The 15,448-nt window shown below is 71.5% G+C and carries 16 protein-coding genes; 8 read left to right on the forward strand and 8 right to left on the reverse strand.

The genetic code is table 11. The features are described 5' to 3' along the window. The first annotated feature begins 51 nt into the window (after positions 1 to 51). Positions 52 to 225, forward strand: a complete 174-nt coding sequence (locus E1212_RS31045) for an SDR family NAD(P)-dependent oxidoreductase (protein ID WP_131981123.1) — start codon at positions 52 to 54, stop codon at positions 223 to 225. A gap of 91 nt (positions 226 to 316) precedes the next feature. Here E1212_RS31045 and E1212_RS07750 read toward each other — a convergent pair whose 3' ends face one another. Both E1212_RS07750 and E1212_RS07755 read right to left on the reverse strand, forming a co-directional pair. Beyond that, positions 317 to 1,024 (reverse strand): hypothetical protein, encoded by a 708-nt coding sequence (locus E1212_RS07750; protein WP_131980991.1) that lies wholly within the window; start codon positions 1,022 to 1,024, stop codon positions 317 to 319. Between the two features lie 64 nt (positions 1,025 to 1,088). Next, positions 1,089 to 1,355, reverse strand: coding sequence for a hypothetical protein (locus E1212_RS07755; protein WP_131980993.1), 267 nt, complete (start codon positions 1,353 to 1,355; stop codon positions 1,089 to 1,091). On the opposite strand from E1212_RS07755, the gene E1212_RS30725 reads away from it, so the two are divergent. Both E1212_RS30725 and E1212_RS07760 read left to right on the forward strand, forming a co-directional pair. Beyond that, on the forward strand, positions 1,345 to 1,470 hold the full coding sequence (locus E1212_RS30725) for a hypothetical protein (RefSeq protein WP_275296156.1): 126 nt from the start codon (positions 1,345 to 1,347) through the stop codon (positions 1,468 to 1,470). The genes E1212_RS07755 and E1212_RS30725 overlap by 11 nt on opposite strands. A gap of 88 nt (positions 1,471 to 1,558) precedes the next feature. Next, the gene (locus E1212_RS07760; RefSeq protein ID WP_131981125.1) at positions 1,559 to 1,945 is read left to right on the forward strand and encodes a VOC family protein; all 387 of its coding nucleotides are present in this window, start codon (positions 1,559 to 1,561) and stop codon (positions 1,943 to 1,945) included. A 23-nt stretch (positions 1,946 to 1,968) separates the two neighbouring features. Here E1212_RS07760 and E1212_RS07765 read toward each other — a convergent pair whose 3' ends face one another. Then, a complete protein-coding gene (locus E1212_RS07765; protein ID WP_131980995.1) occupies positions 1,969 to 2,910 on the reverse strand; it encodes a MarR family transcriptional regulator in 942 nt (313 codons plus the stop codon). A gap of 100 nt (positions 2,911 to 3,010) precedes the next feature. Between E1212_RS07765 and E1212_RS07770 the strand changes: the two genes are divergently transcribed. The 5 genes from E1212_RS07770 to E1212_RS07790 all read left to right on the forward strand — a co-directional run bounded on the left by E1212_RS07770 (position 3,011) and on the right by E1212_RS07790 (position 9,439). Further along, entirely contained in the window at positions 3,011 to 6,925 is a 3,915-nt protein-coding gene (locus E1212_RS07770) for a S8 family peptidase (RefSeq protein ID WP_131980997.1), read from the forward strand. A gap of 62 nt (positions 6,926 to 6,987) precedes the next feature. Next, positions 6,988 to 7,467, forward strand: a complete 480-nt coding sequence (locus E1212_RS07775) for a DUF2975 domain-containing protein (protein WP_131980999.1) — start codon at positions 6,988 to 6,990, stop codon at positions 7,465 to 7,467. Continuing rightward, positions 7,467 to 7,682, forward strand: a complete 216-nt coding sequence (locus E1212_RS07780; RefSeq protein ID WP_131981001.1) for a helix-turn-helix domain-containing protein — start codon at positions 7,467 to 7,469, stop codon at positions 7,680 to 7,682. The genes E1212_RS07775 and E1212_RS07780 overlap by 1 nt, the downstream gene beginning before the upstream one ends. Before the next feature lie 8 nt (positions 7,683 to 7,690). After that, positions 7,691 to 8,824, forward strand: coding sequence for an NAD(P)/FAD-dependent oxidoreductase (locus E1212_RS07785; protein WP_131981003.1), 1,134 nt, complete (start codon positions 7,691 to 7,693; stop codon positions 8,822 to 8,824). Positions 8,825 to 8,938: 114 nt separating this feature from the next. Beyond that, positions 8,939 to 9,439 carry an FBP domain-containing protein gene (locus E1212_RS07790; protein ID WP_131981005.1) on the forward strand — a complete coding sequence of 167 codons (501 nt, stop codon included), beginning with the start codon at positions 8,939 to 8,941 and terminating at the stop codon, positions 9,437 to 9,439. Between the two features lies 1 nt (position 9,440). Here the strand turns inward: E1212_RS07790 and E1212_RS07795 are convergent, their stop codons facing one another. The 5 genes from E1212_RS07795 to E1212_RS07815 all read right to left on the reverse strand — a co-directional run bounded on the left by E1212_RS07795 (position 9,441) and on the right by E1212_RS07815 (position 15,410). Further along, positions 9,441 to 10,286: a helix-turn-helix transcriptional regulator gene (locus E1212_RS07795; protein ID WP_131981007.1), complete on the reverse strand. Its 846-nt coding sequence runs from the start codon at positions 10,284 to 10,286 to the stop codon at positions 9,441 to 9,443. A 69-nt stretch (positions 10,287 to 10,355) separates the two neighbouring features. Next, on the reverse strand, positions 10,356 to 11,294 hold the full coding sequence (locus E1212_RS07800) for an SDR family oxidoreductase (RefSeq protein WP_131981009.1): 939 nt from the start codon (positions 11,292 to 11,294) through the stop codon (positions 10,356 to 10,358). A gap of 459 nt (positions 11,295 to 11,753) precedes the next feature. After that, the gene (locus E1212_RS07805) at positions 11,754 to 12,608 is read right to left on the reverse strand and encodes a fumarylacetoacetate hydrolase family protein (RefSeq protein ID WP_131981011.1); all 855 of its coding nucleotides are present in this window, start codon (positions 12,606 to 12,608) and stop codon (positions 11,754 to 11,756) included. Positions 12,609 to 12,631: 23 nt separating this feature from the next. Beyond that, positions 12,632 to 13,792: an LVIVD repeat-containing protein gene (locus tag E1212_RS07810; protein WP_131981013.1), complete on the reverse strand. Its 1,161-nt coding sequence runs from the start codon at positions 13,790 to 13,792 to the stop codon at positions 12,632 to 12,634. A 25-nt stretch (positions 13,793 to 13,817) separates the two neighbouring features. Continuing rightward, positions 13,818 to 15,410 carry an ABC transporter substrate-binding protein gene (locus tag E1212_RS07815; protein ID WP_238992274.1) on the reverse strand — a complete coding sequence of 531 codons (1,593 nt, stop codon included), beginning with the start codon at positions 15,408 to 15,410 and terminating at the stop codon, positions 13,818 to 13,820. Between the last annotated feature and the right edge of the window lie 38 nt (positions 15,411 to 15,448).

Raw genomic sequence — 15,448 nt, forward strand, 5'->3', positions numbered from 1 at the left:
GGGGACAGGGCCAGCCGGCCCTCGGCGTGCTGGGCCAGGCGGTCCAGCACGATCGCTGTCACGAATGACGTCGAGGGACAGGTCGCGCTCGTCACGGGGGCGAGCCGCGGCATCGGGGCGGCGACGGCGCGCGCCTTCGGCGCCGCGGAGGCGTCGGTGGCGCTGGTCGCGCGCCCGGCCGACGCGCTGGCCGCGGTGGCCGCCGACGTCGAGCGGACCCGGTGATTGGCACTGGTGGTGCCGGCCTACCTGTCCGACGCCGGTGCGGCGGCGCGCATGGTGGCCGCCGTCCGGCTCGGGCTGAGCCGGGTCGCGCTCAGAACTGCCCGTCGACTTGGAATTCGACGGTGTCGTAGTCGCCGAACGGGTCGTCCGACCAGAAGTCGGCGGTCACCGTCGCGCCGGCGGCGAAACCCTGTGCCGAGCCGTTCAACGTCGCGACCACGACGCCGTCGAGGAACAGGGTCGCCGTCCACAGGGCGCCCGCGACGGCCTGGCCGTTGTTCGTGACCCTGGCCCGCAGCGCGAATCCGCCGATGCCGTCGTCGGACACCTGCACGTCGGCGAACCGGAACTGCCCGGCCGTGTAGGTCCCCTCACCGCCGGGCGGGGTCGTCTCTTCGGTCGCGGGCGGGCTCGGTGCCTGCGTCGCCGCCGGCGTTGCTGCCTGGGTCGCCGTCGCCTGGGCGGCTGCTTCCGCCGCGGCCGCTGCTGCGGCCTCGAGCTCGGTCACCGACGCCTGCAGCCCGTCGCGCTCGCTCGTGAGCTCGTCGACCCGGCTCTGCAGCGCGGCGACCTGCTCCTCCAGCGCGGCGGTCTCGCTGCCGCCGTCGTCCTCGGTGCCGGTGCTCGCCGCGACCGGCTGCTCCGGCTCGTCCTCGGACTGCGTGACGGCGCCGATCGCGATGCCGGCCGCGAACGCGACCACCGCGACGACCCCGGCGATGACCCGTCCGCGCACCCGGCTCGGCGGCGTCGCCGGCTCGGGCGATACCGACGGCTCCGGTGGATGCGGTGTGCTCATGCGAACCCCCGGACCTCGTCGAACGTCTGCCACGTGAGGACGACACCGTAACCGCCGCAGGCGGTCACTCCGCAACGGTGACGATCAGACTGAGACCGTCGTCCGGGTGGTAGGTCCACGACGCCGTGAGGTCGTCCCACTCAGCATCCTGCATCCCGTCCAGTGCTCGGGTCGAGTCCACGCGTGCAATGACGGCTCGCGGCGCCTCCAATGCGTCGAGGAGGCATGCCACGTCCTCGATGGTGTCGGACTCCTCCGTCCGGTCGGACGACCCAGCGGTATCGAGAATGCGGTCGGCGACGGTGAGCGTCAACGGCTCGGTGGTCGCCACCGTCGCTCCCGACGGCAAGGCCACCGCCCTGACGTCGCACACTCTGGCCACGGACACCACGCCGGCGGTGAACAGCCAGACCTTCTTCGTCGACGAGGTGGAGTTCCGGCCCTGACGCCCTGACGTGCGTCACGCAGATTGTCCAGCCGCTACCGGCTCCGCCCGCGGATACCGGCGTACAGTCGACTCGGGGGGTGATCGGCATGCTCAACGACTATCCGGTCTACGCCACGATCGCGACGGGCGACATGGCACGAGCACGGTCGTTCTACGAGGAGACGCTGGGGTTCACGGCCGAGATGGAGGACCCGGCCGGCGGGGTGATGTACCGGTCCGGCGCGACCCGCTTCCTGCTCTACGAGAGCCAGTTCGCGGGCACCGCGCAGCAGACGGTGGGGACCTGGATCGTCGACGACGCCGATGCGACCGTCGACGAGCTGGTCGGCAAGGGCGTGACGTTCGAGCAGTACGACCTGCCGGGGCTCAAGACCGACGAGCGGGGCATCGCCGAGCTCGGCCCGTTCCGCGGCGCCTGGTTCAAGGATCCCGACGGCAACATCCTCAACGTCGGCACGGGCCCGGCGACCTGACGCCGCGGCGGCGTCGGCGACGGCTATAACAGCCGCTGCGCCCGGACCCCGGCCTCGAACCGGGTCCGGGCGCCGAGGAAGGCCATCAGCTCCGCCACGCGGCGGCCGACGGTGCGGCTGCTGACGTCGAGCTGGCGGGCGATCGCGTCGTCCTTGAGGCCGGCGGCCAGCATGGTGAGCAGCCGCCGGTCGACGTCCGCGCCGTCGTCATCGCCCGAGGGGACCAGCGGCAGGGCCTGCTCCCACAGCTGGTGGAACAGCTGCGCGAGTGCCTCGACCAGCGCACTCTCGCGCACCACCAGGGCGCTGCCGCGCATCTGGTCCAGCGCGAGCGGCAGCAGTGCGATCGAGCGGTCGGCGATGGCGAGCTTGATCGGCACCTGCGGGTGCACCCGCGCTCGCTCGCCGGCGTCGGCCGCGCCGAGCGCCAGCTCGACGCCGCCGGGCAGCGCCAGCGATTCCGGGGAGTAGATGACCCGCACGTCCACCTGCGAGCGCAGCAGTTGCCGCTCCCGCGAGTCCGACTCGGCGCGCTCGGCGGCGTACGGCGGCCGGTCCAGTACGAGCAGTTCGCGCTCGGTGCTGTTCTGCAACTGGGCGTAGCGCGCCGCGATCGCCGGCTGGCCGACGACGACCTCGACGAGGTTCTCGGGGCGGTACCTCGCGGGGGACTGCATCTCGGCCACCAGGCCGAGAGCCGCTGTGCGGGCCCGCTCCAGTTCGGCCTGCCGCCGCGCGACCAGCACCTCGACCGCGACGTCCGGCCGGGCCGGGATCAGCCGGGCCGGCCGGTGCGCCGTCCGGCTGAGCATCCCCAGCTCCTCCAGCCGGGCCACGGACCGGCGGATCGCCGCCTGGTCGCGTCCCGTCCCGGCCGCGAGCTCCGCCACCGTGCACTCCGGAGCGCGCAGCAGGGCGCGGTACACGGCCTCGTCATCGGCGTCGACGCCCACGCTCTCCAGCACGCGGGTGATACTACGCAGATTGGCGAGTAGTCGACATGTCCGGAATCAGACATCCGCAGACGTGGACGGCCGAAACACGATGCCGATAGACACCCATGCCATGCGCCGCCGCCTGCTCTCCGCGATGTCCGCCCTCGCCCTCGTGCCCGGCCTCTGGGCCGCGTCAGCCACGGCCTCGTCCGCCGACGCGCCGGCCACACCACCGGCCTCCGCCGCCGGCGGTCAGCGGCCGGGTCCGGCGGGAACGGCATCGGTCACGCTGATCACCGGCGACGTCGTGAACGTGACGGGGGCGGCCGGCGGAACGCGCGCGGTCGAGGTCGTTCCGGCGCCACGGCCCGGCGGGCGGGCGCCGAGCTTCCTCACCGTCGAGCGCGACGGCGACCTGCACGTGATCCCCGACGACGTCCGCTCGCTCGTCCCGGCCCGGCTCGATCCGGCGCTGTTCAACGTGACGGCGCTGGTCGACCAGGGCTACGACGACGCGTCATTCGACACGTTGCCGCTCATCGTGAGCCACGCCGGCGGCCGACTCGACGCCCTGCCCGCGGCGGAGGCCACCAGCCGGCTCGAGAGCATCGGCAGTACCGGCGTCCGGGTCGACAAGGACGACACGGCCGAACTGGGCGCGGCGCTGGTCACCCTCGCGGAGTCCGGCGACGCGAACCGCCGGACGGCTGCGATCACGGCGCCGGCCGCGCTGGCCGGCGTCGAGAAGATCTGGCTCGACGGCCGGACCCGGGCGGCGCTGTCCGAGAGCGCCGGGCAGGTCGGCGCCCCTGCCGCCTGGGCCGCGGGCCTGGACGGCAGCGGTGTGACCGTGGCCGTGCTCGACACCGGCATCGACACCACCCACCCCGACCTCGCCGGCGCCGTCGTCGGTGAGCGCAACTTCAGCTGGAGCGAGACGGCGGCCGACGGCGTCGGGCACGGCACCCATGTGGCCTCGATCGTCGCCGGCACCGGCGCGGCGTCCGGCGGACGGTACCGCGGCGTCGCGGCCGGCGTGGACCTGCTCAACGGCAAGGTCTTCGACGACGGCGGCGGCGGCTTCGTCTCGTGGGCCGTCGAGGGCATGGAGTGGGCCGCCGAACAGGGCGCCGACGTCGTCAACATGAGCCTCGGCGCCGACGGCACGGACGGCGAGCCGATGAGCGCCGCCGCCGACGCGCTGACCGCCGAGTACGGCACCCTGTTCGTGGTGTCCACCGGCAACGACGGCTGTGCCGGCTGCGTCAGCCACCCGGCGTCCGCGGCGTCGGCACTGGCGGTCGGCGCCGTCACCAAGTCCGACGCCCTCGCCGAGTTCTCCAATCGGGGACCGCTGCCGCAGACCTACGGCATCAAGCCCGACGTCACCGCGCCGGGGGTGGGCATCGTCGCCGCCCGCGGCGCCGGGACCGCCATGGGCTTTCCCGTCGACGACTTCTACACCAACGCCGACGGCACCTCGATGGCCGCGCCGCACGTCACCGGCGCCGCGGCCGTGCTGTTGCAGGCGGAGCCGTCGCTGCGCCCGGACCAGCTCAAGGCCTGGCTGATGAACAGCGCCGAGCCGAGATCCGATCTGACGGTCTACGAGCAGGGCGCGGGCCGCATCGACATCGAGCGGGCCCTCGGCAGCCGAGTGCTCGCCGTTCCGGGCTCGGTGAGCTTCGGGCACCTGCCCTGGCCGCACGACGACCGCGCCCCTGTCGGCCGCACGGTGACGTATCGCAACCCGACCGGAGCCGACGTCGTCCTCGACCTGTCCGTCGACGTCGCGACCGAGCACGGCACCACGCCGCCGGCCGGCACGCTGAACCCGTCGGCGCCGTCCGTGACCGTGCCGGCGCAGGGCACCGCCACTGTCGAGCTGGTGCTCGACACCGCGCGCGGCGAGCCCGGCGTGTACGGCGGGTACCTGACCGCTCGGGCGGCCGACGGCACGACGGTGCGCACGCCGGTCGGCTACCACCAGGAGCCGCACATGGTGGAGCTCACGGTCCGCGGCATCGGGCGCGACGGCCGCCCGGCACCGGGCAGCGCCACCGTCGTCGACGTCGAGGACGGGAGCGTGAACGCCACCCGGAGCCTCGACGGCGACCCCGCAGCGCCGTGCACCGACGATCCGTACGCGAGCTCCACCTGCGTGCGGGTGCCGGTGGGCACGTACTCGGTGCTGGGCTTCGTCGACACCATGCCCGCCTACGTCGAGCCCGGCGTGTTCGGCACCCCGCTGAACCGGAGTCTCGTCGGCGACCCGGAGATGGAGATCGCCGAGGACACCGAGGTGGTGCTCGACGCCCGCCTGGCCACCGAGGTGGTCGTCGACACACCGGACCACGAGACCAAGCCCAACGTCGGCGCGGCGATGGCGATCGCCTACCACCGCGTCCCGGAGGCGGGCAGCGCAGTCGACGTCGGACGCAGCATGTGGCCGGGTGCGTTGCTCGAGGAACGCCTGTTCATGCAGCCGATGGACGCGGTGTCGACGGGCGGGTTCGCCGCCTACACCCGCTGGCGGCTCGAGGCGCCGCAGATCGCCGTCGCCGTCGCCGGCCGGCCGGACGTCGTGCTGGATCCGCAGTACTACCCGGCGTCGGCGTTCAGCGACTTCTCCTGGCAGTTCCCGATGCTCGACGGTGAGCTCGAGACCGAGATCGTCGACGCCGGGATCGGCCGGCCCGGCGACGTCGCCGCGGCCGACCTGGAGGGTGCCGTCGCGCTGATCCGGCGGTCGGACGAGATCGGTGTCGCCGAGCAGGCGAACAACGCCGCGGCTGCCGGCGCGGCCCTCGTGGTGATCGCCAACGACCGGCCCGGTCCCAGCGCCGATCCGGGCCCGGCGCCCGCGCTGCTGCAGGTGCCCACCGTCAGGGTGACCGGCGAGGAGGGCGACGCGCTGCTCGGGCTGCTCGCCGCCGGGCCGGTCCGGGTGGCCGCCCGCGGCGAACCGGACAGCCCGTACTCCTATGAGCTGGTCTACACCGAGGAGGGCTCGATCCCGGCCGATCTGCGCTACGTCGCGAGCACCGCCCGGCTGGCCAGGATCGACGTACCGGTGCACAGCCAGCTTGCCGACGAGACGACGATGACGCGCACCTGGTACCCGTACCAGGCGTGGGACACCAGCTCGTTCTCGCAGCCGGTGCCGGTTCGCGGCCCGCGCACGCTCGTCACGTACCTGACGGCCGGCCCGTCCCTGCGCTGGTTGCACACCGGCCAGGCACCGGAGTCGCCGTACGGCGGCGGCTTCGGTCAGTACGAGCCCACCGAACATCTCCTGCTCTTCGGCGACCTGAGTTCCTTCGAGGCGGGGGAGCGCTATCAGCGCAGCTGGTTCGAGCAGCCGCTCGCGCCCGGCGCGAGCCCGTTCGAGCCGCCGAACCGCACGGGCGACACCGTCACGGTGTCGATGGGCCTGCTGGACGGCGCGGGCAACTTCGGCAGTGCCGTCACCAGCTGGTTCGACCAGGGCTTCGACACCGACCTGCGAATCTACCGGGACGACGAGCTCCTGCTCGAGACGCCGTGGCAGTCCTCGGCATCGTTCGAGACGAAGCCGGAGCCCGCGCGCTACCGCGTCGAGTACGACGTCGACAACGCCTCGGTGTGGGCCGCGCTGTCCACCCGGACCCGCTCGGTGTGGACGTTCACGTCGCAGCGCCCCGGTGGCGGCGAACGGCGCGTGGAACCGCTGCTCGCCGTCGACTACGACGTCGACGTCGACCTGCGGAACCGGGCCCCGCATCCGCGCGAGCGCCGCGGGCCCCACGAGGTCGGGCTGACCGTCGGACATCCCGAGGGTGCCGAGCCGATCCCGGTCGACCAGGTCGCGCTGGAGGTGTCCTACGACGACGGCGCGAGCTGGCAGCGGGTCCGCAACCTGCGGGAGCGTGACGGCGGCCGGTACGTCGCGACGCTCTACGACCGCGGTGCGGCCGGCGGGTTCCTCTCGCTGCGGGTGATCGCCTCGGATACCGAGGGCAATTCTGTCGAGCAGGAGGTCATTCGGGCGTACGCTCTGGGGTGAGCTGATTGGCTGTCGTGCGAAATCTATTGACAATCGATCGATAGCAAGCGACAGTCGATGGCATGCCATCCAAGCATCGGGCAGTGGGCCTGCTCCGGATCCTGCTCGTGCTGCTGTTCGCCGGACTGGTGGTGGCACAGGTCGCGATCCTGCCGGGGACGCTCGCGTCCCTGGCCGACGAGGAGCCCGACCTCGCCTACCTGCGCTGGCCGGCGCTGGCCTTCTCGATCGTCGAGCTGGTGTGCGTGCAGGTGGTCATCGTCTGCACCTGGAAGCTGCTGGGCATGGTCAAGGACGACCGCATCTTCAGCGAGGCCGCGTTCGCCTGGGTGAACACGATCGTGTGGACCATGGTCGCCGCGTGGGTGCTGCTCTTCGGCGCGTTCGTCTCCGTGGCGTTCATCGTCGAGGGTCCCGGGCTGCCCGTGCTGCTGCTCGGCGTGGTGCTGGCCGGGGGCGTGCTGGTTCTGCTCATGGTCGTCATGCGGGCGCTGCTGCGCCAGGCGACGACGCTGCGCAGCGACATGGACGCGGTGATCTGATGGCCATCGTCGTGCGCATCGACGTCGAGCTGGCCAGGCGCAAGATGAGCGTCGGCGAGTTCGCGGAGCGGGTCGGGCTCACGCCGGCCAACATCGCCGTGCTCAAGAACGGGCGGGCCAAGGCGGTTCGGTTCAGCACGCTCGAGGCGATGTGCCGGGTGCTCGAGTGCCAGCCCGGCGACCTGCTCGAATGGGTTCCGGACGGTGACGCATGAGCACCCGGATGAGGACCGACGTGCTCGTCGTCGGAGCCGGGCTGGCCGGTCTGCACACGGCCACGCTGCTCGCCCGGGCCGGTCATGCCGTCGTGCTGGCCGAGCGCCGACCGGCACTGGACGGCACGATCCGCACGACCGGGATCTTCGTCCGCCGCACCCTCGACGACTTCCCGCTGCCGCCGGAGCACCTCGGCCCGCCGATCCGCCACGTCATGCTCTACCCGCCCAGCCTGCGCCGGCCGGTGACGCTGGTCAGTCAACGCGACGAGTACCGCGTCGGCGACATGGCCCCGCTCTATCTGTCCGCTGCGAGGACGGCGGTCGACGACGGCGTCAGGCTCCTGCTGGGCACGCACTACGTCGCCCGCCGCGGACCCGGCTCGTTCCTGCTGGCCGGCCGCGACGGCGCACTCCGCGTCGAGGCGCGGTTCGTCGTCGGCGCCGACGGTGCCCGCTCGGCCGTCGCGCGCGATCTCTCCCTCGACCGGAACCGGCACCTGCTCATCGGCGCCGAGGAGGTCTTCCCGATAGCCGCCGGCGACGGGCCGCCGACGTTCCACTGCGTGCTCGACCCCTCGCTCGCGCCCGGCTACCTCGCCTGGGTGGTCAACGACGGACGGCACGCGCACGTCGGCGTCGCCGGCTACGCGAAGCGCTTCCCGAACGGCATGCGGCGGGCGCTGACGCGGTTCGCGGCGACGGCGCCGGGACTGGGGTCGCGCGGGGCCGCGGCGGACGCCGTCGTCGATCACGCGCAGGTCGAGCGGCGGGGCGGGCCGATCCCCGTCGGCGGCGTCCTCAAGCGCATCAGCTGCGTCGACGGTCTTCTCGTGGGCGACGCGGCGGGTGCGGTGTCGCCGTTGACCGCCGGCGGTCTCGACCCGTGCCTGCGGCTGTCCGAGCACGCCGCCGCCGTCCTCGACGACGCCCTGCGCTCGGGCCGGCCCGACCCGCTCGAGCACTACGACGGCGCCGCGCTGCGGGCCCGGTTCCGGGGCCGGCTGCTGTTGCGCCACGGGCTCGCGCAGGTCCGCACCCCGGCCATGGCGACGACGGCGTTCTCCGTGCTGCGGACGCGGGCGGGCCGGGCCACGGCCGCGAGGATCCTGTTCGGGGACGGCTCGTTCCCGTCGCCGTGAGGCGCCTGGACGCCCGGCCGGTGCTGCGCGACCCGGCCGGCCACCCGTACTGCCTCTGCCTCGACGAATAAATGCCTGGCTTCGCCGTTCGCGGCGGAGTTACCGTCGTGACCCATGCGGCCTCTCAGCGAGAGCGACATCCGTCGCTCGTTCGTCAACTGCTCCAAGGGTGAGGCCATGCGGCTGAACGTGCCCCGCGACCTCGACGAGCAGCCCTGGGACGACCTCGACTTCCTCGGCTGGCGCGACCACAGCACGCTCGACCGCGGCTACGTCGTCGCCGTGCAGTCCGATGGCGGGCTGGTCGGCATCGCGCTGCGGACCAACCCGAAGAGCTCGCGCGGCTTCACCACGCGCAGCATGTGCTCGCTGTGCCTCACCACCCACACCAGCGGCGGCGTGTCGCTGATGACGGCGCGGCGTGCCGGCGAGTCCGGCCGCCAGGGCAACACCGTCGGGCAGTACCTGTGCGCGGACCTGGCCTGCTCGCTCTATGTGCGCGGACGCAAGCAGTCCATCGTCGGCGCCGAGATCGAGGAGACCATCACCGTCGAGGAGAAGATCGCTCGCGGCGTGGTCAACCTCGAGGCGTTCGTCCGGCTGGTGCTGACGTAGGTCAGCGGCCGGCGTCGACGTGCTGGGTGCCGAGCACGGCGAGCAGCTGCAGCTTGTCGTGGCTCTCGGTGCCGGGCGTGGCGGTGAGCACGAGCAGCGACAGGCCCTGGTCGAGGTCGAGCAGGACCTGGCACTGCAGCTCCATGACGCCGACCTCGGGATGCTGCAGCCGCTTCTCTCTGGGGTGCGACGCGCCGACCTCGTGTGCCTGCCAGAGCCGGGCGAACTCGGGGCTCTGCTCCAGCAGCGCGTCGACGATCGCGGCGGCGCGGGAGCGGGGACCGTGCTTGGCGTAGACGGCGCGGGCGTCGGCGGTGAAGGCGCGAGACAGGTCCGCGTGGTCCTCGGCGGGGTAGACGTCGCGGGCCGCGGGGTCGGTGAACCAGCGGTAGACGACGCTGCGCCGCAGCCCCTGGTGCCGGGTCTCGTCGCCGAACAGGACCCGTGCGGCCGGCGTCTGGACGAGGGTCTCGCCGATCTCCGTCATCACCTGCGCGGGCGTGTCGGGGAGTCGGTCGAGGACGCGCATGAGGCCCGGCGACACGTGGTCGCCCGTCGGTGCGCGTTCAGGTGCGTGGTGACCGGCGAGCCGGAACAGGTGGTCGCGCTCGTCGAGCGTGAGCCGCAGGCCCCTCGCGATGGCCCTGAGCATCTGCTCGGACGGCTGCGGGCCGCGGCGCTGCTCGAGGCGGCTGTAGTAGTCGACCGACATGTCGCACAGCGCCGCGACCTCTTCGCGGCGGAGGCCCTCGGTGCGGCGACGCTGGCCGCGGCCGAGCCCGACGTCCTCGGGCTGCAGTGCCTCGCGCCGGCGGCGGAGGAAGTCGGCCAGCTGCGCTCTGTCCACCAGCTGAGTCTCCGGTCCGGGCGGGACCGGCGCAAGGGATTGTCGATCCCTGGCTCCGCCGCTGCCCGCTCAGGCGGGGATGGTCACGCCGGTCAGCCGCTCGGACAGTGCCCAGATCCGCTGGCCGTCCTCGGGGCTGCGCAGCCGCGAGTACGGCTCCTGCTCGGCCGGCGGGCCGCTGAGGTGCATGAACCCGCTCGGGCCGTAGAAGTGGCCGGCCTCGGCGTCAGGACTGGTCGCCGCGTACACGGCCGGAAGCGCCGCCGACTCGGCGGTGCCGGCCAAAACGCCGAGTCGGGAGAGCACCCGGATGAGCCTCACCCCGGTGGTGTCCCGCGAGCGGCCCATCGCGGGCTGTGCGGCGAGCAGGTTGGTGGGGGAGATGCCGGGGTGCGAGAGGTTGCTCCGGATGCCCCAGCCCTCGGCCTCGGCTCGGCGATGCAGTTCCATGGCGAACAGTCCGACGGCGATCTTCGAGGAGCTGTACGACCTGCCGGCGTGGTAGCCCCGCTCCCAGCCGAGGTCGTCCCAGTGGACCGCGTTCTGGTTCGCGGCGACGCTCACCTGTGTCGTGACGTGCGCCTTGCCGGCCCGCAGCAGCGGCAGCAGGTGCACGGTCAGGGCGAAGTGCCCGAGATGGTTGGTGGCGAACTGCAGCTCGAACCCGTCCTCGGTGACCTGGCGCGTGGGCGGCGTCATGACGCCGGCATTGTTGATCAGGATGTCGATCGGGCGTCCCTCGCGCAGCAGCTCGCCGGCGAGGCCGGAGACCGACGCCAGCGACGACAGATCCAGGGTGCGGACGTCGAGCTCGGCGGCGGGCGTGCGCTCACGGATGCGCTGGGCAGCGGCCTGCCCCTTGGCCCGGTTGCGCACCGGCATGACGACCTCGGCGCCGGCCCGCGCCAGCCGCGCGGCGATGTGGAACCCGATCCCGTCGCTCGCGCCCGTGACGAGAGCGAGCCTCCCGCTCAGATCCGGTACGTCGATGTCGATGGTCTTCGGCATGGGGCCTCCTGGATGGTGCGGGCCGGTGCCCGCGTGATCGTCGTGCTCCACCCATGCTCGGCCGATCCGGCGTTGCTGTTCAGGGCCCGCCTACCCACGGATCCCCGATCCCTGCCTACGCGTCGGTCAGGGGGATCCCCGTGCTGCCGGGCGGTGAACACCGTTCCGCCCTCGTCGCGGATCACCCGGGTGCAGCGGGCGCCAGAGGTCGCACGGGCGATGCGGACGGCGACCCCGCGGTGGACATGCTTCTGACCTCTGCGGACGGGTCGGCGGCGCCCGTACCGCAGCACCTGGCCATGTCGGACACGCGGGCCACCACGGGCGGGTGACCGAGCGCCGGAAACGCCGGGAACGTGATCACCGTCCCGGAGCCGACGACGGTGATCGCACCCGCCGCGACGATGGCGACGACGTCGACGAGCCCATCGCCTGATCACGAGGGCAGCGGCCCGGGAGTCAGGCGTTCTGGAGAAGCTGGTGCTGGCGGCCGAGGCCGTCGATCTCGAGCTCCAGCACGTCGCCGGCGCGGAGGTAGGGCTGGTCGGGTCGGCCGAGGGCGACGCCGGCGGGAGTGCCGGTGTTGATGAGGTCGCCGGGCTCGAGGACCATGAACTGGCTCAGATACCAGATGACGTGGTCGATGCCGAAAACGAGGTCGGCGGTGGTGCCGTCCTGGCGCAGTTCCCTGTTCACCCAGAGCCGGAGCCCCAGTTTGCCGGGGTCGGTGATCTCGTCGGTGGGGACCAGCCAGGGGCCGAGGGGGTTGAACGTCTCGCACGACTTGCCCTTGTCCCACTGGCCGCCGCGTTCGAGCTGGAACTCGCGTTCGGACACGTCGTTGGAGATCGCGAACCCGGCGATCACGTCCGCGGCCTCGTCAGGAGAGCCGAGGTAGCGGGCGTGTCGGCCGATGATCACGCCGAGCTCGATCTCCCAGTCGGTCTTGGTGCTGCCGCGCGGCACCAAGACCGGGTCGTGGGGGCCGACGATGGTGTTCGGCGCCTTCATGAACACGATCGGCTCGGCCGGCAACGGCGAGCCGGTCTCGGCGGCGTGGTCGCGGTAGTTCAGCCCGATGCACACGATCTTCCCCGGCCGCGCGACGGGCGCGCCGATCCGGACCCGGTCGGCGTCAGGCACAGCAGGGAGGTCATGCGCGGCCAGCGCCGCGCGGGCGCGGCCAATGCCGTCGTCGGCCAGGAACGCGCCGTCGATGTCGCCGGTGAGAGGGCTCAGTTCGTACAAGGTGCCGTCGTCGGCGCGGACGACCGGGCGTTCCGAGTTCCGCTCACCGATGCGCATCAGCTGCATGTGCTCTCCCACGATTCTCGGACCTAGATCCCAGTCAGTTCGAAGATGTACATCCCGCCGCCGAAGCGGTCCGAGACATACGCGAGCCCATCGGCACTCACATAGAGGTCGTTGAGCTGGATGGCCGGCAGGCCGGGTGGGGTCTCGGGCACGGCGAAGGCGACCTCGACGGGTGCCGAGACGTCGCTCACGTCGAAGACACGGAGCCCAGCGTTGAAGTACGTCATGAACACCAGGTTCGGATCCTGGAACGATCCCGGCCTGGGCTCATGGATGTTGTGCGGGCCGAAGCGCCCGGCTCGCTCGGGATAGGTGCCCTCGGGGGTCGGGAACCGGGCCAGCACCGCCGGCTGCTTCTCGTCGGTGATGTCCACCACGCGGGAGTAGAAGGGAATTCCTTCGCGGGCCTGCTTGGTGGCTTCGTCGGTGACGATCACTGCTTCGGTCCCGGGCCATGGGCAGACGGTATGGGTGTTGCGGCTGGGGCCGTCGGCCTCGTTCAGGTTCAGGCTCGCGACGAGGCTCGGATTGGTCTTGTCGGCGATGTCGAGGATGACCAGGCCGATGTCCCACCAGCCGCAGTAGAGCCTGTCTCCGCGGGGGATGCCGTGGTGGAACTTCACGGTCTGCTCGTCGGTCCAGGTGCGCAGGTGGGCCTCGTCGCGGCGCATGCCGGGAACCCCCCACCTGCCCACCTCGACCGGGCGCGCCGGGTCGCTGAGGTCGAGGATGGCCAGGATCTGGTTGTCGTACTGGCTCGCACCGGCGCACGCGTAGACGTAGGGCTCTTCCCAGAACACCATGCGATGCACGCCGCGACCGGCACACGACCAGAAGGAGATCTCGCGCGGATTCACCGGATCGCTCAGGTCGTACACCGAGATTCCGGCCATCCATTGGTGGAAGAGATCGCCCCCCATGCTTTCCTGCTGCCGCTCCCGGTTGACGAGGAGGATGTCGCCGACGATCTGGACCTTGTGCGAGTGCGTGTTCGGCGGCGCCGGAATCCGGTTCACCACCTTCGGCTCGCGCGGATCACGGACGTCGACGATGGAAGTGCCACCGTTGCCCTGGTGCGCGAAGTACGCATAGCCATCGCGGACATTGATGTGCATCCCGTCGCCCATGCCGTTGAGGTCACTGTGTCCGACCAGTCGCATGTTGCGGCTCTCGGATAGGCGCATGTGCGGTCTCCTCGGTCTTCAGGCGTCAGTTCGCCCAGCTGGCGAAACGCAACTGCGATTGTTCGGCCGGACTCGGCTGCCAGTCCAGATCGGCGGCCATCGCATAGAGCGCGGGCACCTGGTAGAGGAAACCGGCCCAGGCGTGTTGCTGCAGCAGGACCTCCGCCTCCTGCAGGACCTCGATCGTGCGCTCCGGGTTCTTCGCCCAGGTGGCGACAGCCTCATCGTGCAGGGCGTCGATGTCGTCGTGGCAGCCATAGCCGGCGTGCGTCACCGAGCCCTGCACGCAGTTCACGACGTTCTGGTAGAAGTGGTAGCCGTGGAAGGTGTTTCCACCGGAGTGACCGTCGAGCATCAAAGGCCCCAGGCCAGCCGGATTGTCGTGCTTCTCCTGTTTGCGCGTGACGAAGTCCGCCGCCTCGTAGACGCGGATCTCGGTCTGGATGCCCACCTCCGCCAGATATGACTGGATCGCCTGCGCCGCTTCCTCTGACTGCGAATAGCTCGGATACACAGAGAACTCGACCGGGCCGATCCCGTCCGGGAAACCCGCCTCGGCGAGGAGTTCCCGCGCGCGGTCCGGGTCATACTCGTACGGTTCGAGGTCGGGGTTGAACCCCAGCTCCTGGGGGACCAAGCCCGCCGGCGTGCGCACGGCTCCCGGCAGCAATTCGTCGATGATCGTGTCGACATCGATCGCGTAGTTGATCGCCTGGCGGAGCTCGAGGATGTCGAACGGCGGCTTGCGCTGGTCGATCGAGACGCGAACACGCGCCATGCTGAGTGATGGGACGACCTTCAGGGCCTCGTCGCCCTCGACCTGGTCGACCTGCACCGGGCTGAGCTGGTCGACGACGTCGACCTCGCCCGCCCGCAAGGCTGCCACCCGGGCCGCCTCGTCGGGGATCACCCGGAAGATGACGCGATCGATCTGCGGCCGGCCGAGGAAGTAGTCGTCGAACGCCTCGAAGACGATCTCGTTGCCGCGGTCCCACTCGACCAACCGGTACGCGCCGAGGCCAGGCGCCGGTTCACGGCTGGAGTAGACCTCGTAGCCGATGTCCTCGATCCAGCTCTTCGGTGCCAGCAGCAGGCGCTCGGCGAAGAGCATCAGCAGCGGAGCCGGCTCGGAGAGGTGCAGTTCGACGTGGTAGTCGTCGATGATCCTGGTCTCCTCGACGACGAAGAAGTTCTCACCCAGTGTGCCGCCGAGGTTCGGGTGGTTCATCCGGTCGATGCTCGCCTTGAGGTCCTCGGCGGTGAAGTGGTCGCCGTTGTGGAAGGTCACGTCGTCGCGCAGCGTGATGCTCCAGACCAGCTCGTCATCGCTGAGCTCCCACTCCGTGGCGATGTGGGGGATGAGCTCCCCCGTCTCGCCGTTACGGCGGATGATGCCGTCGGTGACGTTCTGCAGGACGTTCCGGTCGATGATGCCGGTGCCGCCCTGCGGGTCGACGGTCGACAGGTCGTCACTGATCGCGACCACCACCGTCGTCTCCTCGTCGGCGGCCGCGCCGCCCTCGTCGTCGGGCGCGTCCGACTGGCACGCGACGACGAGGAGCGCAGCGGCGGCCACGAAGGCGATGGAGCGCAGGGTTCGCACGCTGTTCTCGTGCATGATCACGACCCCTTCCTCTCGCCCAGGTCGTCGGCTGG

This window comes from Jiangella ureilytica (assembly GCF_004348545.1).
GTDB lineage: Bacteria > Actinomycetota > Actinomycetes > Jiangellales > Jiangellaceae > Jiangella > Jiangella ureilytica.

Excerpts from the sequence above, each read along its gene's own strand:
- E1212_RS07815 (WP_238992274.1), bottom strand. The coding sequence starts at position 15,410 with ATGCACGAGAACAGCGTGCGAACCCTGCGCTCCATCGCCTTCGTGGCC.
- E1212_RS07810 (WP_131981013.1), bottom strand. The coding sequence starts at position 13,792 with ATGCGCCTATCCGAGAGCCGCAACATGCGACTGGTCGGACACAGTGAC.
- E1212_RS07760 (WP_131981125.1), top strand. The coding sequence starts at position 1,559 with ATGCTCAACGACTATCCGGTCTACGCCACGATCGCGACGGGCGACATG.
- E1212_RS07785 (WP_131981003.1), top strand. The coding sequence starts at position 7,691 with ATGAGGACCGACGTGCTCGTCGTCGGAGCCGGGCTGGCCGGTCTGCAC.
- E1212_RS07805 (WP_131981011.1), bottom strand. The coding sequence starts at position 12,608 with ATGCAGCTGATGCGCATCGGTGAGCGGAACTCGGAACGCCCGGTCGTC.
- E1212_RS07790 (WP_131981005.1), top strand. The coding sequence starts at position 8,939 with ATGCGGCCTCTCAGCGAGAGCGACATCCGTCGCTCGTTCGTCAACTGC.
- E1212_RS07775 (WP_131980999.1), top strand. The coding sequence starts at position 6,988 with ATGCCATCCAAGCATCGGGCAGTGGGCCTGCTCCGGATCCTGCTCGTG.
- E1212_RS07800 (WP_131981009.1), bottom strand. The coding sequence starts at position 11,294 with ATGCCGAAGACCATCGACATCGACGTACCGGATCTGAGCGGGAGGCTC.
- E1212_RS07770 (WP_131980997.1), top strand. The coding sequence starts at position 3,011 with ATGCGCCGCCGCCTGCTCTCCGCGATGTCCGCCCTCGCCCTCGTGCCC.
- E1212_RS07750 (WP_131980991.1), bottom strand. The coding sequence starts at position 1,024 with ATGAGCACACCGCATCCACCGGAGCCGTCGGTATCGCCCGAGCCGGCG.
- E1212_RS07780 (WP_131981001.1), top strand. The coding sequence starts at position 7,467 with ATGGCCATCGTCGTGCGCATCGACGTCGAGCTGGCCAGGCGCAAGATG.